This window comes from uncultured Metabacillus sp. (assembly GCF_947503125.1).
Taxonomy (GTDB): Bacteria; Bacillota; Bacilli; order Bacillales; family Bacillaceae; genus Metabacillus.
Genome location: NZ_CANNCR010000016.1, coordinates 36,506 through 60,257, shown reverse-complemented (window position 1 = coordinate 60,257; position 23,752 = coordinate 36,506). Strand labels below are relative to the sequence as shown.

39 protein-coding genes are annotated in these 23,752 nt (G+C 34.5%); 4 read left to right on the top strand and 35 right to left on the bottom strand.

The annotated features are described in order from the left end of the window. Positions 1-165: 165 nt before the first annotated feature. The 35 genes from Q1B07_RS13000 to Q1B07_RS12830 all read right to left on the bottom strand — a co-directional run bounded on the left by Q1B07_RS13000 (position 166) and on the right by Q1B07_RS12830 (position 19,048). Positions 166-516, bottom strand: a complete 351-nt coding sequence (locus tag Q1B07_RS13000; RefSeq protein WP_299090341.1) for a hypothetical protein — start codon at positions 514-516, stop codon at positions 166-168. Positions 517-571: 55 nt separating this feature from the next. Beyond that, positions 572-754, bottom strand: coding sequence for a hypothetical protein (locus Q1B07_RS12995; protein ID WP_299090520.1), 183 nt, complete (start codon positions 752-754; stop codon positions 572-574). Between the two features lie 899 nt (positions 755-1,653). Next, the gene (locus Q1B07_RS12990) at positions 1,654-2,280 is read right to left on the bottom strand and encodes a major tail protein (RefSeq protein WP_299090343.1); all 627 of its coding nucleotides are present in this window, start codon (positions 2,278-2,280) and stop codon (positions 1,654-1,656) included. Positions 2,281-2,324: 44 nt separating this feature from the next. Next, entirely contained in the window at positions 2,325-2,702 is a 378-nt protein-coding gene (locus tag Q1B07_RS12985; protein WP_299090345.1) for a DUF3168 domain-containing protein, read from the bottom strand. Continuing rightward, positions 2,702-3,094 carry a hypothetical protein gene (locus Q1B07_RS12980; RefSeq protein ID WP_299090347.1) on the bottom strand — a complete coding sequence of 131 codons (393 nt, stop codon included), beginning with the start codon at positions 3,092-3,094 and terminating at the stop codon, positions 2,702-2,704. Before Q1B07_RS12980 ends, Q1B07_RS12985 begins: the two co-directional genes overlap by 1 nt. Then, the gene (locus tag Q1B07_RS12975) at positions 3,091-3,462 is read right to left on the bottom strand and encodes a head-tail adaptor protein (RefSeq protein ID WP_299090349.1); all 372 of its coding nucleotides are present in this window, start codon (positions 3,460-3,462) and stop codon (positions 3,091-3,093) included. Before Q1B07_RS12975 ends, Q1B07_RS12980 begins: the two co-directional genes overlap by 4 nt. 12 nt (positions 3,463-3,474) lie before the next feature. Further along, the gene (locus Q1B07_RS12970; protein ID WP_299090350.1) at positions 3,475-3,789 is read right to left on the bottom strand and encodes a phage head-tail connector protein; all 315 of its coding nucleotides are present in this window, start codon (positions 3,787-3,789) and stop codon (positions 3,475-3,477) included. A 14-nt stretch (positions 3,790-3,803) separates the two neighbouring features. Further along, positions 3,804-4,973, bottom strand: a complete 1,170-nt coding sequence (locus Q1B07_RS12965) for a phage major capsid protein (protein ID WP_299090352.1) — start codon at positions 4,971-4,973, stop codon at positions 3,804-3,806. A 17-nt stretch (positions 4,974-4,990) separates the two neighbouring features. Next, positions 4,991-5,776 (bottom strand): head maturation protease, ClpP-related, encoded by a 786-nt coding sequence (locus Q1B07_RS12960; protein WP_299090355.1) that lies wholly within the window; start codon positions 5,774-5,776, stop codon positions 4,991-4,993. Then, complete coding sequence (locus Q1B07_RS12955) at positions 5,760-6,920, bottom strand: phage portal protein (RefSeq protein WP_299090358.1); 1,161 nt, start codon at positions 6,918-6,920, stop codon at positions 5,760-5,762. The genes Q1B07_RS12960 and Q1B07_RS12955 overlap by 17 nt, the downstream gene beginning before the upstream one ends. A 14-nt stretch (positions 6,921-6,934) precedes the next feature. Further along, positions 6,935-8,569, bottom strand: coding sequence for a terminase TerL endonuclease subunit (locus Q1B07_RS12950; protein WP_299090361.1), 1,635 nt, complete (start codon positions 8,567-8,569; stop codon positions 6,935-6,937). Next, a complete protein-coding gene (locus Q1B07_RS12945) occupies positions 8,566-8,844 on the bottom strand; it encodes a terminase (RefSeq protein ID WP_299090363.1) in 279 nt (92 codons plus the stop codon). Before Q1B07_RS12945 ends, Q1B07_RS12950 begins: the two co-directional genes overlap by 4 nt. 106 nt (positions 8,845-8,950) lie before the next feature. Beyond that, positions 8,951-9,244 carry a hypothetical protein gene (locus Q1B07_RS12940; protein ID WP_299090365.1) on the bottom strand — a complete coding sequence of 98 codons (294 nt, stop codon included), beginning with the start codon at positions 9,242-9,244 and terminating at the stop codon, positions 8,951-8,953. Between the two features lie 4 nt (positions 9,245-9,248). Then, the gene (locus Q1B07_RS12935) at positions 9,249-9,584 is read right to left on the bottom strand and encodes an HNH endonuclease (protein WP_299090367.1); all 336 of its coding nucleotides are present in this window, start codon (positions 9,582-9,584) and stop codon (positions 9,249-9,251) included. Beyond that, positions 9,577-9,768: a hypothetical protein gene (locus Q1B07_RS12930; protein ID WP_299090368.1), complete on the bottom strand. Its 192-nt coding sequence runs from the start codon at positions 9,766-9,768 to the stop codon at positions 9,577-9,579. The genes Q1B07_RS12935 and Q1B07_RS12930 overlap by 8 nt, the downstream gene beginning before the upstream one ends. Positions 9,769-10,086: 318 nt before the next feature. Continuing rightward, the gene (locus Q1B07_RS12925; RefSeq protein WP_299090369.1) at positions 10,087-10,263 is read right to left on the bottom strand and encodes a hypothetical protein; all 177 of its coding nucleotides are present in this window, start codon (positions 10,261-10,263) and stop codon (positions 10,087-10,089) included. A gap of 219 nt (positions 10,264-10,482) precedes the next feature. After that, positions 10,483-11,025: a site-specific integrase gene (locus Q1B07_RS12920; RefSeq protein WP_299090371.1), complete on the bottom strand. Its 543-nt coding sequence runs from the start codon at positions 11,023-11,025 to the stop codon at positions 10,483-10,485. Next, a complete protein-coding gene (locus Q1B07_RS12915; protein WP_299090373.1) occupies positions 11,022-11,492 on the bottom strand; it encodes an ArpU family phage packaging/lysis transcriptional regulator in 471 nt (156 codons plus the stop codon). The genes Q1B07_RS12920 and Q1B07_RS12915 overlap by 4 nt, the downstream gene beginning before the upstream one ends. Positions 11,493-11,576: 84 nt before the next feature. Continuing rightward, positions 11,577-11,762, bottom strand: coding sequence for a DUF3954 domain-containing protein (locus Q1B07_RS12910; protein ID WP_299090376.1), 186 nt, complete (start codon positions 11,760-11,762; stop codon positions 11,577-11,579). A 60-nt stretch (positions 11,763-11,822) separates the two neighbouring features. Beyond that, a complete protein-coding gene (locus Q1B07_RS12905; protein WP_299090379.1) occupies positions 11,823-12,071 on the bottom strand; it encodes a helix-turn-helix transcriptional regulator in 249 nt (82 codons plus the stop codon). Between the two features lie 210 nt (positions 12,072-12,281). Next, complete coding sequence (locus tag Q1B07_RS12900) at positions 12,282-12,995, bottom strand: hypothetical protein (RefSeq protein WP_299090381.1); 714 nt, start codon at positions 12,993-12,995, stop codon at positions 12,282-12,284. A gap of 255 nt (positions 12,996-13,250) precedes the next feature. Next, positions 13,251-13,427 carry a hypothetical protein gene (locus Q1B07_RS12895; RefSeq protein ID WP_299090383.1) on the bottom strand — a complete coding sequence of 59 codons (177 nt, stop codon included), beginning with the start codon at positions 13,425-13,427 and terminating at the stop codon, positions 13,251-13,253. 99 nt (positions 13,428-13,526) lie between these two features. Further along, positions 13,527-13,832, bottom strand: a complete 306-nt coding sequence (locus Q1B07_RS12890; RefSeq protein WP_299090384.1) for a hypothetical protein — start codon at positions 13,830-13,832, stop codon at positions 13,527-13,529. Then, the gene (locus Q1B07_RS12885) at positions 13,829-14,338 is read right to left on the bottom strand and encodes a deoxyuridine 5'-triphosphate nucleotidohydrolase (protein WP_299090386.1); all 510 of its coding nucleotides are present in this window, start codon (positions 14,336-14,338) and stop codon (positions 13,829-13,831) included. Before Q1B07_RS12885 ends, Q1B07_RS12890 begins: the two co-directional genes overlap by 4 nt. 5 nt (positions 14,339-14,343) lie before the next feature. Further along, on the bottom strand, positions 14,344-14,469 hold the full coding sequence (locus Q1B07_RS12880; protein ID WP_299090388.1) for a hypothetical protein: 126 nt from the start codon (positions 14,467-14,469) through the stop codon (positions 14,344-14,346). After that, positions 14,466-14,663: a hypothetical protein gene (locus Q1B07_RS12875; RefSeq protein ID WP_299090390.1), complete on the bottom strand. Its 198-nt coding sequence runs from the start codon at positions 14,661-14,663 to the stop codon at positions 14,466-14,468. The genes Q1B07_RS12880 and Q1B07_RS12875 overlap by 4 nt, the downstream gene beginning before the upstream one ends. Positions 14,664-14,666: 3 nt before the next feature. Next, complete coding sequence (locus tag Q1B07_RS12870; protein WP_299090392.1) at positions 14,667-14,825, bottom strand: hypothetical protein; 159 nt, start codon at positions 14,823-14,825, stop codon at positions 14,667-14,669. Between the two features lie 214 nt (positions 14,826-15,039). Further along, complete coding sequence (locus Q1B07_RS12865; protein WP_299090395.1) at positions 15,040-15,216, bottom strand: hypothetical protein; 177 nt, start codon at positions 15,214-15,216, stop codon at positions 15,040-15,042. Further along, positions 15,209-16,177, bottom strand: coding sequence for an ATP-binding protein (locus tag Q1B07_RS12860; protein WP_299090396.1), 969 nt, complete (start codon positions 16,175-16,177; stop codon positions 15,209-15,211). The genes Q1B07_RS12865 and Q1B07_RS12860 overlap by 8 nt, the downstream gene beginning before the upstream one ends. Further along, positions 16,068-16,994 carry a helix-turn-helix domain-containing protein gene (locus tag Q1B07_RS12855; RefSeq protein ID WP_299090429.1) on the bottom strand — a complete coding sequence of 309 codons (927 nt, stop codon included), beginning with the start codon at positions 16,992-16,994 and terminating at the stop codon, positions 16,068-16,070. Before Q1B07_RS12855 ends, Q1B07_RS12860 begins: the two co-directional genes overlap by 110 nt. 29 nt (positions 16,995-17,023) lie before the next feature. After that, a complete protein-coding gene (locus Q1B07_RS12850) occupies positions 17,024-17,203 on the bottom strand; it encodes a hypothetical protein (protein WP_299832877.1) in 180 nt (59 codons plus the stop codon). 329 nt (positions 17,204-17,532) lie between these two features. Further along, a complete protein-coding gene (locus Q1B07_RS12845; RefSeq protein WP_299090435.1) occupies positions 17,533-17,883 on the bottom strand; it encodes a hypothetical protein in 351 nt (116 codons plus the stop codon). Between the two features lie 15 nt (positions 17,884-17,898). Continuing rightward, a complete protein-coding gene (locus tag Q1B07_RS12840; protein ID WP_299090437.1) occupies positions 17,899-18,465 on the bottom strand; it encodes a helix-turn-helix transcriptional regulator in 567 nt (188 codons plus the stop codon). A 58-nt stretch (positions 18,466-18,523) separates the two neighbouring features. Continuing rightward, positions 18,524-18,697 carry a hypothetical protein gene (locus Q1B07_RS12835; RefSeq protein ID WP_299090438.1) on the bottom strand — a complete coding sequence of 58 codons (174 nt, stop codon included), beginning with the start codon at positions 18,695-18,697 and terminating at the stop codon, positions 18,524-18,526. A gap of 126 nt (positions 18,698-18,823) precedes the next feature. Then, positions 18,824-19,048: a helix-turn-helix transcriptional regulator gene (locus Q1B07_RS12830; RefSeq protein ID WP_299090441.1), complete on the bottom strand. Its 225-nt coding sequence runs from the start codon at positions 19,046-19,048 to the stop codon at positions 18,824-18,826. A gap of 153 nt (positions 19,049-19,201) precedes the next feature. On the opposite strand from Q1B07_RS12830, the gene Q1B07_RS12825 reads away from it, so the two are divergent. From Q1B07_RS12825 to Q1B07_RS12810, 4 genes are all read left to right on the top strand, one after another. Further along, positions 19,202-19,885 (top strand): helix-turn-helix transcriptional regulator, encoded by a 684-nt coding sequence (locus tag Q1B07_RS12825; RefSeq protein WP_299090443.1) that lies wholly within the window; start codon positions 19,202-19,204, stop codon positions 19,883-19,885. Between the two features lie 113 nt (positions 19,886-19,998). Continuing rightward, entirely contained in the window at positions 19,999-21,546 is a 1,548-nt protein-coding gene (locus Q1B07_RS12820; protein WP_299090445.1) for an HIRAN domain-containing protein, read from the top strand. Positions 21,547-21,627: 81 nt separating this feature from the next. Further along, entirely contained in the window at positions 21,628-22,122 is a 495-nt protein-coding gene (locus tag Q1B07_RS12815) for an ImmA/IrrE family metallo-endopeptidase (RefSeq protein ID WP_299090448.1), read from the top strand. A 72-nt stretch (positions 22,123-22,194) separates the two neighbouring features. Next, a complete protein-coding gene (locus tag Q1B07_RS12810) occupies positions 22,195-23,742 on the top strand; it encodes a recombinase family protein (protein WP_299090451.1) in 1,548 nt (515 codons plus the stop codon). The last annotated feature ends 10 nt before the right edge of the window (positions 23,743-23,752 follow it).

Sequence of the window (23,752 nt, the reverse complement as noted above, 5' to 3'; positions counted from 1 at the left end):
TAAGTGATTTTACTTGTTTCGGTTTATTTCGTTCCCTGAGAATTTCAATAACAAAGTGGTAGGGCATTGCCAGTACTTCATTGATATCCTTACCGTTTTCAACAAATGAGAGGATGAGTTTATCTAAGTATTCTTTTTGTTTTTCAGGGGAAAAGTCCTCATCCTTTAACTTTTCTTCGCCAGGTACTTTTTTGTTGCATCACTTTGATATCCTTGAGTGATAAATAAAACTTGTTCATGAAGTGTAGAAATTGCATCCGGTGCATGTAATCCATTAATTAGTTCTTCTCTAGTAAACTGTCCTTTATAAACCTTGTTAACTATAAAATCAATAAACTTATCAGTAATTTCCTTTTCATTAGATACATTTACTTTTTGTAGTTCACTATTCAAATCAAGAGCTTCATAAACGACAGATAAGGGGATAAAAACCGGGGTTAAATATTTTTCGGTAACAATTTCACCTTCTTTAACTTCTTTCACCAATTCGATCATATTACGTTTTAATGTTGCCATCTCATATACCTCACTTTATTGATTTTTTACAACAAAAAAAAGAGCAGGTAACCTCCTACTCAACTAGCTTGATCAAGGGCCGCCCAAGCTTGTTTTCGCTTGAAAGCAATTCTTCTATACGCTTTTTAGCAACTCTTTTACTGGCTGGCTTGGGGAAAGTGTCACCTATGCTATAGATTTTGTTTTTGTCCTGTAAATCGTGGAAAGGATGAATAACCTCATATTTCAATGTTTTCACCTCTTTTACATCGGAAATTGCTTTAACATACTCAATTGATGCTTTACTTTGATCTATCCGGCTAAAATCATCATGGAAGGGTGCTCTATTTGTATACTTACCTTTAAAAAATAAATTTTGATTATCGTCTAGGACTCCGGCATTATGATAAATCTTTGTTAAATAATATTTCTCTACTGGATCAGTAGGCCAACAAAAATTAAGTTCTTGATCAACTTGAACTGTCTTTCCAAAATGATAAACATTCCATAATTGTGCCCACATTTCCGCTGTCCACTTTTGTATGGGTGTATAATCTGAACCATTCTTACGAATATAATCATTTTCAACTGAAGAAAGAAACTTGAATAATTTCAATGAATCTTCATAAACCTTTTTCCAATACTCAAAAGTAGGGTTTTTTATCACCCATTGAGCGCCACCTATTGGCTTATTTTTCCTTATTATCAAAGGATCGATGTCCATAACTTTACACATGCGATCTAATAAATCAGGGCCTTTACTATCGATATAATCAATACCAATGTAACTTTGACAATTAGATGCATACCAAACACTTTCAGAAGGAATTACATTTGGTATTTCCATTATCAGCACATCACTATCTAAATAGAAATAGGTATCCTTTTCCCTTGTCGGATCCTCCGCTAAATACTTCATCCATAAATAAGGTTTTACAGAAGGGATATAGCTTTTATTTCTGTGAGTATCATCATACACATGCACTTCAACACTGTATTTTTCTTGCAAATACTCGGGAATTGAATTGTCCCACTGCGCGAACAGCAGGACAATATCTTGTATGCCGAGTTTGTTTAACCTAGTTAAACAAACTTCTAATTCCCATTCAAAACGCTTGATTGCTGGCTGACAAAGTATAAACTTCATAAGCTATTATATTAAGCCCCGCCAGTTGTAGTGGTAGTGGTGGTTGTAGAAGTGCTTGGATATGGCTGACCAAAAATAGCTTGGAAGAGAGCATCACGCTGAACAGTTTCGCCTTTTTCATCACGGCCAAACACAACGGATTTTTCTTCTACAAATCCATCAACTTCTCGATCCATAAACTCAGCAGAAACTTCTTCTGTGGAAAATTCTACACCGTCTTGTTTTGTTTGGCTTTCAGTATTAGGACGCATGAAAATACCTTTTGTTAAACCAACCCATTCCTTACTTCCATCTTCATATGTTTTTGCAAATACACAAGCTACATATGGAGGAGTATCGCTTGATCCGTAAGCATAAAGACCGCCAGCTGTTTTTTCTAGCCCGAATAATACAGCTTTATCTTCATCAGGCAATTTATGAAATGCAGACGTTACTGTAATATTTCCTGATGATACTGCAATTTCAGCCGTTTGGTTATCACCATAAGCACGAACTGCTTCTTGAGGCATTTCAATATTAATATTTTGTAAAAATTTAATACGTTCTGGAACTCCAACAATTACTGCAGTACCAGTTTCATCGAGCTTTGCATAATAAAACTCATCTATACCTGTTGAAGCTTTATATTTTTTTGGCATAAGTCATTTTTCCTCCTTGTAATTGAAACTAAAAAGGACACCTTTTAGGCGTCCTCCACGTACTCTTTTCCCCGGTATCTCCTGGCATCACGATAAATGGCCGTTTCTTGATCCCATTCATCAACGCCTGTTCCATATTGAGGAATACCAAGATTTTTTCTCAAAACTTTTCGGATTTGTTTTGCAATGATACCGGTATCAGATAAGCTTTTAGACCAAACTTCAACTTGATACAAATATTCATCTGTCAAGGGCTCATTATCTGCATAATCTCCAGGTATCGGTGGACCTAACGGATCTATAATGATATACGGCCCTGTTACATCACCAGTGGCAGGATATTCATAGAATTTGATCCTACTTCCTACTTTTTCTTGTATGAGAGTATCAGCAATTAAAGCTTCATAGATTTTATAAATCACTAAATCCCTCTCCTAATTGCATCACTAACAGCTTTCCTATATGCATTTTCTGCATTACGCAAAGCTCTAGCAATAGCACCTTTCCCTTTTTGGTTAGGGTTCTTAACAGTTCCCCATTCATTTAAATGAATAATGCGGTAACGCTCTTTAGGTCCTCGCCAATGAATCTTTATTGTTCGGACATCCCCCACCCAAAATGGCTCAGAAATGGTTATTTCATCTATAGATGCCCCAGTATCTTTGAAAGTTTCAAATTGACTTTTTAGTTCTCTGACAAAAACCTCTGCCCCTTGTTTTAGAGCATTATCACTAATCGTTTGCATTTTAGTTTTACCAAAGCGTTTTTCTAAATCTGCCATCAACTTATTTAAACCAGTAACATTTACACTCATTGTTCCTGGTCTCCGGCCACAATATCTATAAATTGTCTGTTTTGCAAATTAGGCTGAGCTGTTTTGATGTTATAGACCCTATCTTTATAATCAGGATCATCAATCTCTAAATAATGTAAATTCGTTGGTCTGTAATCAGATTGAGGATCTCTAATAGTAATGGTTACATCAGATAAGGTACCATTTGCCTTTGCTAATTCCAAATCCTTCAGCCACACACGATCTATTTTTGCCCAGGCAACAAAAAGGGTCCGTTTCTCAGATTCACCTGGTAACGGACCTTCATTTGGAGCATATTCAAAAAATGTGACAAGTGTACGCAGATCACCTGTACCAACACGAGGTGGTTTATATTCAAATGGCTGCATCTGCTTCACCCCTTATCCTGGAATGGTTGTTGTCGTTGTTGTAGTAGTCGTTGTTGTTGTATCAGGAAGATTATCAAAAGCATAGCTATTAATTTGACTTAAAAAGTTGTCGTCAAAATATTCAAGGGCATCATTATATGCATAGCGTGATCTTTCGAAAACAAGCTCTTTCCCTCTAAGAGCAGTATTGATATCAAATTCGCCACATTTGCTTTTAATATCTTCATATGATGTTTCAATAAGCTCTTTCAAATAATTATCTTCACTGTTATGAGTGATATGCATTCTATCTTTGAAAGATTTTAATAATTCAGGTGTGATTTCCAATTACATCACCCCTATTAAGCCCCGCCATTAGTAGTTGTTGTGGTTGTAGATGGTGCAAATGAGATATCTAAGTCATAAACTAAGGCAGCCTTATTATCTTTTGGTTTACCATTTGCAAACTGCTTAATTGTGTAAAGTGTGGCATCTTCAATTGCTAATGTTTGATCGAACTTCTTAAGTTTGTACCCACCAGCAATTGCTGCTAAATAACGACCTTTAACAAAGAATAGAGCTTTTCCAACAGGAACTTCCTCAGATTCAACAACTTGAATGTTGTATGGAAGAGCCATTACCCATTGACCATTAGCAGTTTGGATAGTATTACGCGCTTGGACACCGATTGCGTCCACAGGATTTACTACCATTACAACTTTGTTTAATACTTTAAGTGATTTACCGTCTGCATCGGTAGATAGAGCTTTAATAACTTCATAAAGCTCCCCAGAAACAACTTCACCGTATTGAGAAGGAGCGAATGTTAATGTACCAGAAGAAGTTTTAGTGGTAACCGCTCCTGTATCCGGATCAACATTTTTCATTAGTCCGATTGGTTGATTGTTACCAGTTCCATTTACAAAACCGTATTCTAAACCAACAGAATATGATTCTACTAAGAGTGTACGTACATAGCGCTCAACCCAAACTGGACCAAGTTCTAACATATCGTTTGGAATAACTGCAAATGCTGTAAGTTTTAACTGACCAAATTGTTCTTCGCTAAATGCTGCATTTACTTGTCCAGCAATACCGCCGAATAATTGTCCCCATGCATAAGCTTTTGTAGGGTCGGAATAAATGAAACGAGTTACTGCACCTAGATCTTGCAATCCTAATGCTTCAAGTAACGGATGCTCTGTAGTTAAATCTTCAAACACACGCTCTTGAGTAGTAACAGGAAGGATTGAATCATCTTTAAATCCACCATCTAATACAGCAGCATTAAAGAATTTCATTTCTTCAGAAGTTAATACATTTTGGCCGCGTTGCTGAAGAATTGAACGGTCTAGCATTTCATCGTTTACCTGGGAACGAACAGTATTAACTACTTCAGATTGTAAAGCATCAAAGAAATTTTGAAAGGCGTCTGTTTGTTCCTTTTCTGTGCTGTTCTCACTTGCAAGAACCGCTGTTAATTTTGTTTTTGCTTCATTAAAAGCTTTTGATTTATCAAATTTGATTGTCATGGGTTTCCCTCCGCTTTTTATAAACTTAAAAAGAGCTTACTCAATTTCTGCTTTGGCTTAGCAGTTTTAGGAGTAGGCTCTTTTTCATTTGTTTTTAAATTTTGTTGTAATTCATTAAGTATTTCATTTTTCATTTCAGCAAGCGCGGTTTTAAAATCTTCTTTGGAAATGACTTCTGTATTCCCTTTATTTCCAATACCATTTCTTAACTTATCAATTACATTTTGTGGAATCATACCTGCAGCTGAACTTGATGCTGTAAGCTTAATTGTATTGTCCATAAACATAATTTCATCAACAAGCTTATGTTCTAATGCTTGTTGTGGTCCCATCCAAGTTTCTTCTGCCATCATTTGCAATAACTCTTCTTCAGACTTACCACTTTTAATGACATATGCATTCACAATTGCTCTATCTGTAACTTTTAACATTTCAGAAGCTTTTTCCATTGCTCTATGATCTCCATTATTCCACATCGATGCGTTATGGATCATTATTTGTGCTGTTGGGGCAATCCTAACTTTATCGCCAGCCATTGCAATTACCGATGCAGCACTTGCAGCTAGTCCCACAATTTGCGTTTCTACATGCCCTGGATAATTCTTTAATGCTGTATAGATCTCAGATCCATCGTCAACATATCCTCCGGGACTATTTATAATAACAACAACATCTTCACCATTTGCTTTATCTAATTCTTGTGTTACCTTACGTGGGCTTGTTGCGTCCATTTCAAACCATTCATAAATCCAAGCATCATCATTTGAAATAATTGGTCCTTTAATTTCAATTTTTACTGTCATTTACGTTCTCACCTCCTTGTATCGCCTCTGAACCTTCTTGATAGTTTTTTGTTATGAAGTACTTGTCCATCATAGGGTCATCCACCCTTTCATAACCTAATTCACTTCTCAGTTCGTTACCGTTAAATAAACCGGATGATCTTAATTTATCAATTGAATTAGCTAAGTCGAATATGTTTTGGTGTGCAACTTTTCTTACATCAATGCATTTGCCGGCTAGATATTCTTCCTTTGTAAAAAACTTAACGTCTGATTCGTCCTTTATCTTTTTAAGTAAAGGACTGACAGTAAACATCATGTAATTTTTAGTTTGTTTTTCAACATCTGCCATTTCACCATGCAGAAGTCCCAAAGGAATACCTATCGCCAGCGCTACTTGGTCAAGAAAACCGTTAGTAACCTTGTTGATTTCTTCTACACTTGGGCCATTAGCCGATCCATTATAATGCTCTTGATATTTAATCCCTTTTTGTTGTGGAACAATGGCTATATCCTTATCACCAACAGCCTTATACATGTTGTCAATAAACTCTTGCAACTTAGTCATTTGCTCTGGTGTTTTTGCGCCAATCATATCCATATCAACAGTACCGCGCACTTGATTTTTACGTTTTTGAGAGTTTAATACTTTTCCAAATAAATCACCATAGTCTTTAAATAACCCATCAATAAGAGGAGAAAGACTTTCATTTTTATATCTCAAATGGATAACTTCATTCTGCCTAAAACTTCTCTTAAACTCATAATCTTTGACGATTACTTTTGTAAACGTATCCTCCATCACGGCGTATTCATTATGCTGAAAATCGTCAGCTATAAGTAGATCATCATCATCAGCTTGGATAACTAAGCATTCATTGTCATAGACCAATTTGTAGATAAATGTTTCCCAAAATGTAGTAGCTGTCATGTTTTTGTTCGGTCGTACATTTAAACGATAGTACAATTCATCTTTTTCAAAAGTTTTACCGTTTTTAATCCTAAATTCGGATTGGCTTATAGTCCTGCCGAGAAAAGAAATACATGTATCAATAGCAAGTTTCTTCATGTGAACTCGATTCACTGTATCAACAAACATTTCCACATCGAACATAAAGCCTAATTCACTATTCCTTTTGAAAATTACATCTAAGAAACCCAACATTATTCACCCCCTTCCTAAAAATTTATATCTCCGATTAAGAAATCAACATCATCAACTAAGATGTTATCGGCTTGCCAAAGGGCATGAATGAATGCTTGGAATCCGTCTGTTTTTCGTCTGAATTCATCTTTCTTTAAGTACTCTTTATTTCCATCCTTTTTGATATGGACATAGACGTTATTCGTGTACCATCTCATCAATGGATTATCACCGAATATAACATGATGATTAGCAAACATTGTTTCAACTCGTGGAGCCAATAAAGAATGAATAGCCTTCGGATTCCGAATATATAGCAACTCAAAACCTTCTTCTTCAAGGGCAGTTTTAACTAGGTCTAATCGGAAAGTATCTGCAACAATTGTATTTACTCCATATTGCTCTCTCATCGTTACAAACCAATCAACAATATGTTTTATATTAATAACAGGTTCGTCCACAATTGTTAGATGCCCATTTTTTTCCCATTCATAAATAGGTACTTTTAATGCAACTGTATCCAAGAAGCCTTTTCTCACAAATGAATGAGTTTTCCAAACGTAATCTTCTCCTACTTTAAAAAGTAGTCCAACTGCAGCGAAGTCCTTGATACTCGCGAAATCAAGACCACCAACACAAGTTCTATGTTGCAACTCTGGGAATGGTCTATTAGTCGCCATGATGTCGTCCCAACTGGCAACACTTTTTGATAAGTCCGTTTCCGGGAGATTCATACGTTTTGTCATGAACTCTTCACGATTCGAGGGATTGTTTACCAATTGTTTAAATTGAGTAAGTACCTTTTTGAAAAGTTGTTTTGCATAAGCTCCCATAGGTTTTGAAAACATTGGATTTGCCTTTTCCCACATATCAGGGTTATCAACTTCTTTTGGATCATCAATCTTACAAATGAAAGGGAATAATGGGTCGTCTTGATCTTTCCCTTTTAGAATATTCAAAGCACGTTCTTTCATCTTGTCTAAGAATCCTTCACGTACATATCCATCTGTACCAATAAAAAATTCTCTAGCATTTGGAACTTTTCCAAGACCACTAGAAAATACATTTACTACATCAAAATTTTCATATCGATGAATCTCATCATAAATAACACATCCATCACGAAGACCGTCTTTGGAACCTGCATTAGATGTATGATATTGAAGTATACTTTTAGTATCTTTGCCTAGGATCTCGACCTTCGTACAATAAAACAAATCTTCGAGAACTTTATTGTCTTCAATGCAATCATAGACTTCCCTGAAAGAAACCTTCGCTTGTTTTTCATTGTTAGCCACAATAGAAATATTATATTTAGGTATCCCATGCAAGGGGCTTATAAAAAAGTGAGCCAATGAAGATATAAGACCGTTCTTACCAGCACCCCTTGCCATTGTCCAGAAAAACTGTTCATAAAAAACAGCGTTATCCTCTTTATAAAAAAGAAAGACAAACGCTGCTAAGAATTTTTGAAATGGTTGTAAAGGGAAATACCATTTTTCTGTAAACTTAATATAGTTTTCAATCATATTATCGTCGAAGTATATATCATCTCTAATTAGAACATATTTCTCCAAGTAATCAATGAGCATGATCCGTTCTTTATTAAGCTTGATTTCACCTGTTCTATATAGGCGAATATATTCATCAACGTATTTATTCGAGATCATATAAGATCACTAATTCTAGATTTATTTTTGTCTCCATTTCCATCAAAACCAAATGACTTCTCAATACTCAACAGGGAAGCATTAATTTTATTTCGTTCACCAATAATTTTTGTTGCAGCAGCTTCTCCATCTTTCTTGATAGCCTTACTCATCACCCTGAAGGTTTTGACTAATTCGATATACCGTTCTACCTTTTCTAACTGAACCAAATCATTTGTATCAACTTTTTCCAATAACTGGTTTTTAAGTTGCGTAATACTTACACTTCTCGCCACTTTTTCACCTCCCTACATAGAAAAAAGCAAAAAATCTGGAAAATCGAGCCCCCTCCCCGGTGCCCCGAAACGAAAAAAAGGCCAAAACTTTTGACCGGGGGGTATGTTACATTTTTATTTCCTTTATTCCTTTAACAACGTGTTCTTCTAAATCAAAATAAGTTATTCCTATCTTTTTATCTCCTGGTTCGTCAGTGTCTGTGAACCATTGGAAATTAATATCTTGAATGTTTTTTATTCTTTTTCCTCTGAAATGAACAACAGGTTCATCCTTGAATGAATCTAGTTCAATTGTTATAAGTTTAGGTTTGCTTGCGCATTCGTTACAAACCACTCCATCTGTTCGATACCCTTGTTTCTTTATACCTTTGCCACACTTGCAACATGGAATCAAACTCATATCATTACCACCTCTCATCATGCTCCCATTTGTTTGGCTTCCTTTCGAAGGATCGACCATGTTCTTTGTTATGGCAATCAACACAAACAGTCTCAAGGTTATCAATTTCTAATGCTAACTCTGGATAATGCTCAAGCTCTTTAATGTGATGGACAACCAGCTTGATCTTCTTTCGCTTTGCACTCTCACTGTATTCATTTATATCGATAGTGACTCGTCCTTGTCGTTTACATTCCTGGCACTCATAGTTGTCACGCCTCTTCACTTCTTCACGCAGCTGTTCCCATTCGCTACTGTCATAGAACTTACGCTTTTGTTCTTTAGTTTTGTATTCAGGCATTAACCTTGGCTCCACCCTTTTTACGTTTCATTCCTCTATTCTTTGTACCCATAAGATCATTCCAATCAATTCGTTCGTGTTTATTCTTAGAAGAACGATTACGTTTTTTAACCTTTTTGTTGGGATTAACAATATGATTTAACTTATCCTTGGTATCCTTATTCAAATGATCACTTAGCTTCATTATCTAGCACCTCGATGTAATCAAAATCAACTAGACCACATTCAACACAAACAAACCATATATCACCGTTAAAACATACATGTTTAACGGTTTCCTTAGATCCGCAAGAACAACATTTCTTTTCCACTACATCACCTTCTTATTTAAGGCATAGAAAAAGCGCCCTCCCGATTGGAAAGACGCTTTTGATATATTTCGATATTACTAATTTATCATGTTCTTTTGTGCTTTTCGTCCGTTTATTGTTCGCAGATTCTCCGCGAATAGTTCGCGGATTGTTCGTTGATTTTCCATAAAGTATGCGAACTCTGTAGTAACTTATCTAAATGTTCCATACTTATCGATTAAAGTTTTTGCTATTTTTTCCCCTGCTTCAATTGCGAAATCTTCCATTCGAAAATCGTCTTTAACTACCAAATACCACTGATAAATCTCTTCCCATTGTTCTTTTGTAAACTCAATACTTATTATTTCTTTAGAATTCTCATTAGTCACTTGTAACAATCTCCTTTATGCTGCAATTTAAGTCATATTGAATTAAAAATTGGTTAAAACGATCTGTTTTTTCCCTTAATGAATTATCTATAAACTATATTATGTATAACTCACCAAATCAGAAATACACTTACAGCCACAAGCATTTCTAATACTTCATAAAAATGAATTATACATATTTAATTTGAAGCGAATTAATTTTTACAAAAAAATAAAGACTTATAAATTGAATCGTCTCATCATGTCGTCTAAATTGTCTTGTTCAATGCCTATATAACGTAAAGTTTCTTTTGGATCTGTGTGGTTGAATAATTTTTGGAGTGCTGCTACATCCTTAAATTGCTTATAAAACCAGTATCCGAATGTTTTTCTAAGCGAATGTGTTCCGATACTTTCTAATTGAAATTCCTGGGCAACTTCTTGAAGGATTATATAAGCCATTCCCCTGGTAATTGGTTTATTCTTTCCTTCTCTGCTTTTTATTAAAAATTCATTTTTTCCTTTATCCTTAACATAATTTCTTAAATCCTTTTTCAAATCAGATGTAATTTTAATTCGTTTGAATTTCTTTGTTTTCTTCTCTCTTATCGTAATGTACCAACCTTCAACATCTCGAACTCTTAGACGAAGAATATCCGAAATGCGAAGGCCTGTATTAATACCAAGCATAAATAAAATATAATTTCTGTAATTTTTTTCTTTTAGATAATCCTTTATTTCTTCAATGGTATCTTTGTCTCTAATCGGTTGAACGAGGTTCATGCTGATTTCACCCCATTCTTTTTATATACTTCTATTTGTAAATTAAATGCAAGACGAAGGATTGCTTTTCCTTTGATTTCGTAATATCTTGTTTTCCCAATCCCTAACTCCAACCAAATGTCTGGATCATAGCCAACATGTTCCTGCATAAAACTTTTGATGATGATAAATCGTTCATCGGGTTTTAATGAATTAACAGCTCTATGGATCCAGTTCATAAATTTATCTCTTTCCATTTCAAATTCAATACGTTCAATTGCGGAATCTTCAGTTGTACTATGAAATTTATTTGAAATAGAAGGTGGTAATTGTGAGTATGTTGGAGTAATTTTTGGTAAAAAGTCTGCTGGCAATGTAATTAAGAATCTACGATATTCATAAAAAATTTTTTCAACTTCTTTTTTTGTAGCTTTAGAGTTAACTGAAGGTAAATATGTACTTAAATTTTTCATGATTTTTTCCTCCATTCACTTAGAAAATGAAAAAAGGACACAAATCAATGCAGCAAATTAAAGCTGAATGATTAGTGCCCTCGGTTGATTCCGACAAGCTTATTTTATTTTAAAAGAACTTTCATATTTTCCTTTTAAAGGTTTTCCATGTTCCCATTCAATTATCTGTTTGCCAAAACCATCTGGTGGAGTAGGAACTCTTAACAATTTTCCATCTCTAACTGCATATACTGCATTTTCCATTAAATCAATATTTGCTGTCATTCTCTCAATATTCACATCCACCGAGACCACTCCCATGTTATAATAAATTTAGGTTGAGTCGAGAGTAATCTCGGCTTTTTTTCATGCTGCCATTCTGAGATTTTTAATACGTAATTTAACTACATTTCTTATTGTTGTTAATACTGGATATAAATCGTAAGGTATCCCCTTACCTTGTTCCCAATTGATAACAGTTCTTCTTGTTACCCCTATTGCATCTGCAAAAGTTCTTTTGGTATACCCTATTGAATTTCTCATGAAATAAACAAATTCGGCAAAATCTTCACATGTAATCTCTTCTTTTTTGGGTGGAGTCAAATGTTTTTTCAATCTACTGGCCTCCCATGCTATTTTATTTTGATTCTATAAATTTGTAATCATCAATCTTCACATGCACTTTTCCACACTTCATACACATAGACTCATCTGGACTAAGGTGCTCAAACTGTTCATGACTACATTCCCCACAAAGGAACAATTTCACACTACTTTTCATATCCAAACTCTCCTCCTCACGTCAGATTTTCTTTGGATTGCGTATTAGTCGTAATCAGGATTAGTAATTTCTAGTTCACATTGATCTTCATCAATAGTTAGCTTTGATCCACGAGCGTACATTTTGAATAGTGTTTCTTCTAAGCCACGAAAACCTCTCATAATTGCTCGAGCATCAAATTCATTTACATCTCTTCTTTTGCTATAACGATCTTCTTTAATTTCAATATTGCTTATTTTTCCTGTATCATTACTCACCCAGAAGCGATATTTGCAATCATATTCACCTTTGCCTGGATTAGGATCAAGCGAAATAATTGTTGAAAGGCTAAATGAGTCATCAATAAGCATTGTCATTTCATGGTATTCGTCATAACCAATATCATCTGTATCAACTTCCTCAGACAATTCTTTAACGATTTCAGAAAGCTTATATTCATCCTTTGCAGAGTTAAGTAATCCATCAATTGATTCATTTATTCTATTAACACCCTCAGCTGCTATAGCATCATCTAGTTTTTCTTTAACAGCTTTCATAATTAAAGCGTTATAAGATGCTAAATCAAGTTCATCAAAATTCACTTGAAGTTTTTCTTCAACCTGTTTCTTTAATCCCTTAGAAAAAGGACTCCAACTTCCAAAAGCATCATCTACTACGGATTCAATTGTTTTAGCAACATGCTTGTCTACAATTTCTTGTACTTTACCTTCTGATTCCATTTTTGCAATGCTATTCATCACCATTTTATTTAAATCCATTTTTTCTCCCCATTTCTAAATTTTTATTTGTCGGTTTTTAAGCGTATGACGCACTAATTTCTTTGAGACTTAATAAATTTCCTTATCTCTATTAGTTCTTTCATGTTTCTATATCTTAATAATCTTTCGCATTCGTCAGCTAGATTATATAACTGTTGCTCAAAATCCATTCTTAATGACGACGGGCAATCCAATTCGTTAGGTATTGCCTTTTTATAGCCTTCTTCGCTTTCGTGACAACACTGTTCAAAATAGTTAAATAAACAATATTTGTTTGTACATTCCATATATACCGCCCTTTCTTGTTGCGTATTTTAAGTCGAGAACGACATTACTTTTTCCTACAATCCCTACAAATTCGCTTACTTCAAGAACAACCGTATGTTTGGGGTTAACCATAATATTGCAAACACTGCAACAAACAATTTTCATTTTCTTACCTCCTTCTAAACCGATTTCGCCATAAATCCTCAAATGTTAAAATAAAACCAATAAGCATAACTAAGCTAATAATCGTTATCGCCAGATCCATTAGTAAATCCCCTTTACATATGGAAGATCAACACCAGCACTTTTAGATGCTTCAAAGGCTTTTTTATATTCCAATAATTTTAGGTTTTCTTTCTTTAACTGCTCGATCTTAATATAAGCATTATCCAACTCGATTCTTTGTCTTCGTACCTTCCGACTAGCGTTGATATAATCCTGTTTGGTGATTTCATCCTCCTCACGCTTTAATACAAACTCATTTCCAGAAATAAGTACTTTTGTAGGAGTTAGTTTGTTGGCTTTTAAGACTGTAACCACTGGACGGTATTTATCACCTTTCTTTCTCATACACTTACACCAGTGGAGCCGAATCCACTTATTCCCCGTTCACTATTGCTTAGTTCATCTGTTTCCAAGAATGTTGCTTGTATTACTGGAGCAATAACGCCCTGGGCAATACGATCACCTTTTTTAATGATGTAAGTATATAAATGAACAGCTTCGAATGTTTCATATCGTTCTCCATTAACACCAAGCGTGTAATAAACTGGTTTAATATCTTTGCGGCCAAAATTATCTACCGTTACATTTACCTCTCCACGATATCCACTATCTACCGTTCCAAATTGAACACGTACTTTTGTATTCGATGTTATTCCTGATCTAGGTCTGATCTGTAATTCATGGCCTTCTGGAATTTCAAAGGCAAGACCAACCGGAATTTTCTTTGTTTCACCAGGCTTAATAATTACATCTTCCGTAGCAACAAGATCAAATCCTGAATCACCGTGTTTAGCGTATTTAGGTATTACTGCATGGTCAGACATTTTTTTAATTTTCACCTTCATATGCATACCTCCTAAAAAAGCTTTTTAATGGCCCTATTTGATAAGCGTTTATGAAGAGTACCTTTTCGAGCAGCATTTACATCACCTAGCAATCTAGCTGTTTTATATAAAAAACTACAAAATTTACCTAAGCTCATTTCATTACCTCCAATTTAGTAACAGGAATTGTTTTTCTAAGTTCATGTTCTTCTGGGTGTTCATAGACAAGAGTCAGTGCCATGATTTGAGATTTCGTTTTTACATCAAGAGTATCCATTGTAGAAATCATTTTTCTTACTTTTACCGGATCTTTCTTTAACTCATTAAGCAAAACTTTTTCAACTAATTTCATGTCTTACACCGCAATGATTCGTAGTTTACCAGATTCTCGGTGGATTAAATGAAGCTCGTTAACATGCTGCAAATTCTTCTCTATAAGCCAATTGTTAGGATTTAAACCAGCTTTTATGAGCACTTTCTTTTGTGCTCTAGTTGGACGTTTTCCTTGTTTCATAATGTTGCCTCCCTTTGAGCTTTTTCAAAAATATTTGTAAGTTTTTCAACCGAATATACTTTACCGTTCACTTGAAAACTAATGATCATTGATTGATCAATAAACAGTCTGTTGATGAAATCAATAAGATCCTTTTCGCTTGTAATACTTTTGGTGTAACACAACGTTTTCTTATAAGACTTTCTATATTCCAAAGTCAGCCATATTGGGTATTTCATGCGGACTTCATTCCAAGAAAAATTTCAAGTTCTTCAAGCCTAGCTCTTATTTTTTTATAACGGGCTTCGCGTTCTTCCTCTGTGTACGGTCCGCATACAGGACAAGTTTGAAAGGTAATCGTTGATTGATCATCCTCGTGAACAACCCTAGTATCATTACAGATATCACACATAAATTTTCTCCTTTCTCTTTAATCGCTGATCTTCACCCTCGACTTCGAGTAAGTATTGACCTGCCATGCTAAATAGGCGACTCGATGCAGCATATCCTATTTTTTCACTTAGAGTCCCTTTGTCCTCGTTACTACTGAAAATGATCGGCTTATTATTTCGATATCGTTCATTGATGATTTGGTAATATAAGCCTTCCCTTGTTTCCGTCCATTTGCTTTTCCCGATATCATCCCAAACAAGCACATCGGCCCAACTAGTGGCTGTCTTAATTAATTTTTGAAATTCACTTCCACCATCACCAGCCATCTTTGCTGCAGTTAATTCCTCGATGAAAGAAACGTCCGAAACACACAAAACTCTACATCCTCGTTTTCGATCATTCTCTTGAATCTTTTGGTTTTTCATTAACCATTTTGCGGCAGCGATTTGAAGATGTGTCTTACCTATTCCAAAATTGTTATGTAGCTTCTTTGCTGTTAAGCGTTCATTGGGTGGTAGATCTTTTAATCTCTGCTCTCCAAATACAGCAATAAATCCAAGACTGTTTGAAGGACTGGTATGGAGTTGGTTAAAGTTCTTCAAGTATTCTGTTATCGAGTTATACATTTTGACTTGGACATCCGTATTTTGGATAAAATTATCAAAACGAGCATTTGCAAATTCGCTAGGAATTAAAGCATTTTTTAATCGAATGCGGATTCTGCTTTGTTCTAAACAATCACATTCAATAGCAACCTCATCAAACCTCAATGTGCCATTAGGCCATTTAAGTTGGTCCCCATTTTCATCGATGGCTTTTTTCTTGACAAGGATATAACCTTTGTCCTGGCACTCTTGGCATTTATACTCATCACCAAGCGTCTCGATCTGACTGGAGCTCTCGCATTGCTTGTTCATAAGACTTACTTTCTTTAGAAGGTGCTCCATAGCCTCTTCTATGCTTGCGAATCTCTTTTCCATGGTTCTCCCCCTCGTTTGGGTTCAATAGCATATACTGTTTGTCCAAGATGTAACCAACGCAATAAGACAAACTATTAATCTTGTCTCTAGGGTGTTTGGGCTTATAACTAGAGAAACATTCTGATAACCAGTTCTTAGCGTTATCTAACGAGACACCTGCAGCTGATATTTCTTTAACTGCAGCTAAATCACTAGCAGAATAATCAAACCCATGTGCACGAAGTTGAATAAAATGTTCAAGCAATGGAACTTCATAATCAGGAGTATGTGATATTTCTCCCACACTTGATTGTGTGAAATCACCACTTGGAAGGTCGGTTGTAGGCACCCCGTCACTTTCTCCTGCGTGCGCGTTATTAGCAGCAGCAATATCTGTTGTAGTCTCTGTAGTAATCTCTGTTAAAGATTTTTCGGATTCAAAATTTGGTTTTTTCGATTTCGAACACCCGTTTTTTTGATTTCGCAAAAAGGAAATAAAAATTTCAACAAAATGATCTTTGTTTAACCGATAATGTACTGTTGGATTTCCTTCTGCTTTTTTTACTTTGGTTTCGATAATCTTTAGTTTTTCTAGTTTATTTCTAGCTTTTCGGATAGCGTATTTACTTAATTTAATTTCTTCGGACCATTCACCGTCCGACTTGTAAAAATAACCATCCTTAGATTTTGTGCGATCTGACCAATATAAAATCTGCGAAAGCATGAGAGCTGACTCAATATCACCTAAATAATCCACAAAAATGACATTGATGGTAATAACATTATTCTGTCCTGTAAATGCAGTGACAGTGTCTAAAATATGTTTCCTAAACTCCATTGATTGCCACCAACTCCCTTTACAAAGAACTAAGATTGTGGAATAATTAATTCCTGAATATAAATATTTGTATTTAACAAACTCTTTTCTTTAGCAATTTCAGAAGCTCTCTCTTTACATTCATTAACTGTGTGGGCAAACACTAATGTAGAGTAGATCGTCTTGAAATTGCTTTTTATTTTGACTACAAAATCAACTTCAAAAAGCATGTTACCTCCCCTTTTCTTCCGACCTCTTCCCATTAACTGAAAACCACATGATTAGAGAACATATTCCAAGGAAAATTAATGTGTATACAGCAAGTGGGCTCAAAGAAAAAACCTCCTTTTTTTTGAAAATTGATGCATAGCTTGTCCTCAAGTTGCATATGTATTAATAACAAGTTCGCATCGGCATAACCAGGAGTGAAGGGGAACTCTTTTAATGGGTTAGGGGGATAAGAGCACTCCTAGTTATGACGACAAGAACTTAAAATCCTTGTCGATATTTAATGAAAATGGTAGAATTATAGTACCGAGTTGTTTAACCAGTATTACCGTCAAGCAGTGAGTGTGCCAGCACTTGCTGCTTTTTTATTTTTTAATAAAGGGTTGTTTCTTCTTTGAAATTCAAATCTGATCAATTCAATGCGATTTCCGAATTCTCTATATAAAACTGCCATTTCTTGATTGCCAGACTGAGCATACTCTTTTCCTTGAAACCTTAAGGACTGAGTTATATAAATCATTTCCATTCCATCTAGTTTAACTTCCTCATTCATTTGCTGGACTTTCTTAAATGCAATATCAAACAATTTCTGTCCTAAACCATTCAATGTTTTACGATAGTTTCTCATTGCAATTACTGACATATCTTTTTGTAAGTTAGTTAGTTTAATAGTTTGCTTCATCGTTATTCCCCTTTCTTAAACATTCACTAATTTTCTTTCTTCATATCTTGGCATTGCTACTCTTTGGGAAATTGATTTTCTAGTCCAATCATCGGACAGCGTTTTGAGATTAATTCCGAACTCCCTATTTAAGGCATATAGAGTTGTCCTTACACCCGGGCACAAATCATATAATTCTTTAAAATCATTCATCGGAACTTCTGTGACTTGTCCTGGACGTAAATCAGATATCCATTCCTCGATGCTTTCTATCGAATCCAATGCGTGTTGGATCTGTTGTTTAAGATTTAGGATAGCTCTACCAAGATCTTCATTTAGCCTTGGATCAATCGGTGCGGCTGCTAGTGGATGCAAGTCGAATATGTAATGAACTAGATCAACGTGTTCAAATGCTCCAAGTGCAGTAAACCAATTAATAGCTAATTCTGGACTAGGATCGATAAGGCCATTTTCAATTTCACTCATTTGCTTTTGGGTGCGGCCTAAGATCTGACCTAGTGCTATTTGGCTAAAGTCAGATTGGATTCTCATATCCCTCATTTCTTGGTTGAGATTGTGTAATGAATATGGTTTGTTCGACATGTTTTCGCCTCCGAATTATTCAGTTGTATACAGTAATATTTAATTAGACGCTAATAATTTAATTTCTATAACAATCATGAACTGCATTTGCTATATCTTTAAGGACTGGATTTCCTTTTTCCCATTCATCCTTGAACCATTTTTTTCTTTCTTTGTCATTCATCATGACTAATGGAGAGTGGATGATGACTGTTGTATTACCATATTGAAATTCTTTTTTAGGTTTATCCATGCCCGCATTCCCCCTTGGGATATGTTTATGCGGTTGGATCAGTGTACTTGCAAGCATTCTGTCACCTCTTTACTGTTCTTGTTTTTCTAAAAACTTAACTAAATCTTATTAAAATGGACCCTCTAATTAAGCAGATGTCTCATGAAACGTTTTGTTGCTTTTATTCTCAAAAAAAATTATCCAATTAAAATTAAGCAAATTTCCAATTTTTTTTGCAGTTTCCACGCTAGGATCTCTTTCGCCACTTTCAATCATTCCATAATACTGACGAGAAACGTTTATTGAATCTGCAATATTTTGATGTGTCAAATTGAATTTTTTTCTATAAGAAATTAGCCAATCTCTCCTCATATTTTCACCTCACTAAACGAAACATTTTGTAGCGTTGACTTAATATTACAAGAAACAATATGTAGCTGTCAATATTTTATGAAACATTTTGTTGCATTTATTTATAGCAACTAATTGTTGCGTTATAATTTCATTATTAAAGTAGGTGATAAAATGTTTGCTAATAGATTAAAGTCACTTAGGTTAGCTAGAAAGTTAACTCAAGATGATGTAGCTAAAATGTTAGGTATAACTAGACAAGGATATGGTCATTATGAAAATCCGAATAGCAAAAGAGAACCTGATCATGCAACTACTCAAAAGTTAGCTGAGATTTTTAATGTTTCAATTGATTATTTAATAACTGGTGAAGATCAAGCATACCCACAATTAATTGTTATTCAAAATCTAAAAAGGGCACGAGAGTTTTGCGGGTTAACTCCTGAAGAATTAGCTACTGAGTTAGGAGTAAGTAAAGAACTTATTGATAAATGGGAATCAGGTAAGATTAAACTGAGTGAAAATGAAATAGACTTAATTAACAATGTTTTTTCAAGATATTCTGAAAAGTATCGTCAAGCACTTGAAAATCAAAGTTCTTCACTTCAAACGGGCATACCTGTATTACGTATTGATAAAATAGGGAGATATGAAATTAAACCTAATCAAGATAATCCATTTGATTCATTGTCAGAAATAAGTGAGCTATTAAAAACATATGGTATAGAAGATTCTGGTTTCTTTGATATTGAAGAATGGAAAAACCTTTCTCCAGAAGATATGATTGAGGTTAAGAAGCATTTTGAGTGGGTTGCACAAAAAGCGAAAGAACGTAATAAAGATACTAATAACAACTAAGAATTAGACACATTGAAATGGTGTCTTTTTCTTTTTATAAATATAGTAAAACTTCGAATTATCGTTTGCTGATTTTAAGTTAAGTTTTAGAATGGAGGGGAAAAGGATCTCTTATGGAGACATATCCTATTATAGATGTATCAGATTGGCAAGTAGATGCAAAAAGAGGTAAAGGGACTGGGAACCGCGAAAAAATTTGGTTAATTGAACCTAACTCTAAAAGGAGTGTCATGTTTAAACTTCCACGTGAGGATCGTGGAGAACACTGGGCAGAAAAACTTTGTTATGAGATAGCAAATGTTATTGATTTTCCTTGTGCTGAAGTGGATTTAGCTATCAGAAATGGCAGGTTAGGTTCTATTAGTTACTTTTTTGTTGATGAAAAGAGTGGATTTTCACACTATGACGGTGGTACCTTCTTCCCTTATGACTATGACCATGATAAAAATAAAGGTTACAATATACAACTTATAAATCAAGTCTTGAAAGAGCAAGACTTGGTGATCGAAGATTTTTTATTTTGTATTTTATTTGATGCATTGGTTGCGAATGGAGATAGACATCAAGATAATTGGGGAATTACTAGACACGAAGGTACACACAAGAAGTTTATTTCCCCTCTATATGACAATAGTGCCTCTTTAGGACGAGACTTAAATATTACAACTTTAGAAAGTCTATTGAAAAAACGAGATAATCTGATAAGATACATATTTAAAGGAAAGTCAAAGATCGGTTACTTAGATAAAAGGCAAGAAAATCACTTTTCCCTAGTTAGGAAGATTTTTACAACCTATGTAAAAGAGTATTCTATATTACTAAATCAGCTCGTTTTGTTAACGGATTCATCTATAAATACAATTGTAGAAAAGCTCCCAAAAGAATTTGTTAGTAATATACATAAAGAGTTCCTAAAGCAATTTATTATGATAAGAAGAGACATATTAATTAAAATGGGTGATAATATGATAAGCGAAATAACAGATTTGTTATTAATATGGAAGGATCCTGAAACTCGATCACGGTTCACCGTTGGTAAACTTACTTATAATAAGGACAGTGATATTTATAAATTTTATTATAAAGATCCTGAACTTTCTGAAGCAGTGAAACATCGATTTCAAAACTATCCAAACTTTCCTAATTTAAAACAACACTATGAAGTTAAAGGAAACATTTTTCCAAGTATTAAAAAACGGTTACCTCAACCTAAACGACCTGATTATGGAGAAATCCTTATAGAGTATGGCTTAAATAATACAAGCACAGACATGGAAATACTTGAGGCTACACGAGGTAGACTTGCTACTGACACATTTGAATTTGTTAAAGAGATTTCTTACAAGAAAGGACAATCATTTGAGGTTACCTTTGATCTTGCTGGGGCTCGGTATGCTGATTTCCAAAACGTTTGTGATACTTTAAAAGTTGGTGATACTATAAGCATGGAATTAGATCCAGCTAATGAGCATGATGACAATGCTGTAATGGTTCTTTCTTCAGATAGTGTAAAATTAGGATATGTACCAAAATATTACTCCTGTGAATTTAAAAAGATGATATTAGATGGTGCTAAGTATACAGCAAAGATCATAAAGTTGGATATTTCAAATTCATCTCCAGATGAATGGGCAAAAATTAGTGTTGAAGTAATAGATTGAAAAAATAACCTATAATTGGGTTATTTTTTTATTGCAAAAAAGGAACATACATTCGTATAATAGTCCTAGGGAGTTGGTAATATGAGTAAAGTCTATCCAACCACAGCTCTAGAGGACTGGGTAACATCTTTTTATTTGAAGCTAAAAATAAAAAAACCAAGTGAAATATCTGAAGATTACATAGCAAAAAGGAATGAAATCTTTATAAAAAGGGATAAAATTCCTAGTAGATACGATGTAGTGGGTCGCTTTAGAGCCATTACAATCGATATTCGTAAAGACAAGCTTAAGCAACGTGAAATTTTTTTTCATGAGCTTTGTCACATTCTTAGGCATTCTGGTAGACAGGGAATGATACCAGAAGCATTTCGACAGCTTCAGGAATGGGATGCTAGGAATTTTGTCCGTTATGCGGCAATTCCAAATCATATGCTCCATTATATTGATTTAAATGATTCGTCTGTCATTGATAATATGGTTCATTTGTTTAAAGTGACCCCAGAATTATGTACTGAACGATTAATACAAATTGAGAAACGAAAATATCTAAAAAAACAAATGTCTATATCAATTTAAAAAGATCAAGCCCATATTCGGGCTTTTTTTCGTGTATGGATATTTGTATAATTGTGTAGAGGTGATTTAAAATTGTATAGACCTACTAATTTAGATATAGATATATACTTAAGGAAAAGTCGTAAGGATATCGAGGAAGAACGATCTGCAGCTGATGAAGGTTTAGAGTATGATACCCTCTCAAAACATCGTAATCAGTTATTAGCTATCGCAAAAAGAGAAAATCATAACATATTAGAAATACATGAAGAAGTAGTTTCGGGTGAATTTATATCTGAACGCCCTAAAATTCAAGAACTTATTAGGAGGTTAGAAGCTGGATTTGTAGAGGCAGTCCTTGTTATGGACCTTGACCGTCTTGGTCGTGGTGATATGTTAGATCAAGGCTTATTAGACAGAGCTTTTCGATACTCTGGAACGAAAATTATTACCCCTACTGAATACTATGATCCAGATGAAGAGTCTTGGGAGTTAGTATTTGGAGTAAAGTCTTTAGTTGCAAGGCAAGAATTAAAAGCCATTACACGTCGATTACAAGGCGGTAGAAGAAATTCAGTATCAGAAGGTAAATCAGTTTCTAAAAAGCCGCCATATGGCTATCTACGTGACGAAAAGTTAAAGCTATATCCTGATCCTGAAACATCCTGGGTTGTTAAAAGGATGTTTGAGATGATGAGAGATGGTCACGGTAGGCAGGCTATTGCTTTAGAATTAGACAAACTTGAAATAAAACCACCTATTAAAGATACTTGGGCTCCCTCAACTATCACGGCTATTATTAAAAATGAAGTATACCTTGGGCATATTATTTGGGGTAAAGTAAAGTATCAAAAACGAAATGGAAAATATACACGTAAAAAAGTGCCTCGAGATCAATGGATCATAAAAGAAAATGCACATGAACCAATAGTTACCCAAGAACTATGGGAGGCAGCTAATCGTGCTCACTCTGGAAGGTGGAGACCTTCAACAATAAATAATAAGACTCTCTCTAATCCTTTAGCTGGTATCCTTTTATGCGAGGTTTGCGGTTATACAATGTTATACCAACCACGTAAAGATAGACCAAATGATTTCATTCGATGTGCGCAATCGCAATGTAAAGGAATCCAAAAAGGTGCTGCTTTAAATCTAGTTGAAGAGAAGATTTTACAAGGTTTACAGGAAATTGTTTATAATATGGAAATTATGGAAGATGACCAAGTAAATAGAAAAAATAATTCTGTGATCCCTATTAAACAAAAGGCAATTGAGAGAAAAGAAAAAGAACTAAGAGAATTAGCCATTCAAAAAAACAATCTTCATACTTTTTTAGAACGTGGCGTGTACGATGTTGACACTTTTATGGAAAGACAACAAGTTGTCGTTACTGAGATAAAGAAATTAGAAGCGAGTATTGAGGAGCTAAAGAAGGACATTTTACAAGAAGAAATGTATGAAAAAAATATCAATGAATACATTCCAAGAGTAAAACGTGTTATTGAAGCTTATTATCAAACATCAGATGTTGAAAAGAAAAATCGATTGTTAAAGTCAATTCTTGAAAAAGTAACCTATCTACGTAAACAAAACTGGAAAAAGAAAGATCAATTTACGATTCAATTGTATCCAAAAATATAGAAGGCTGTAA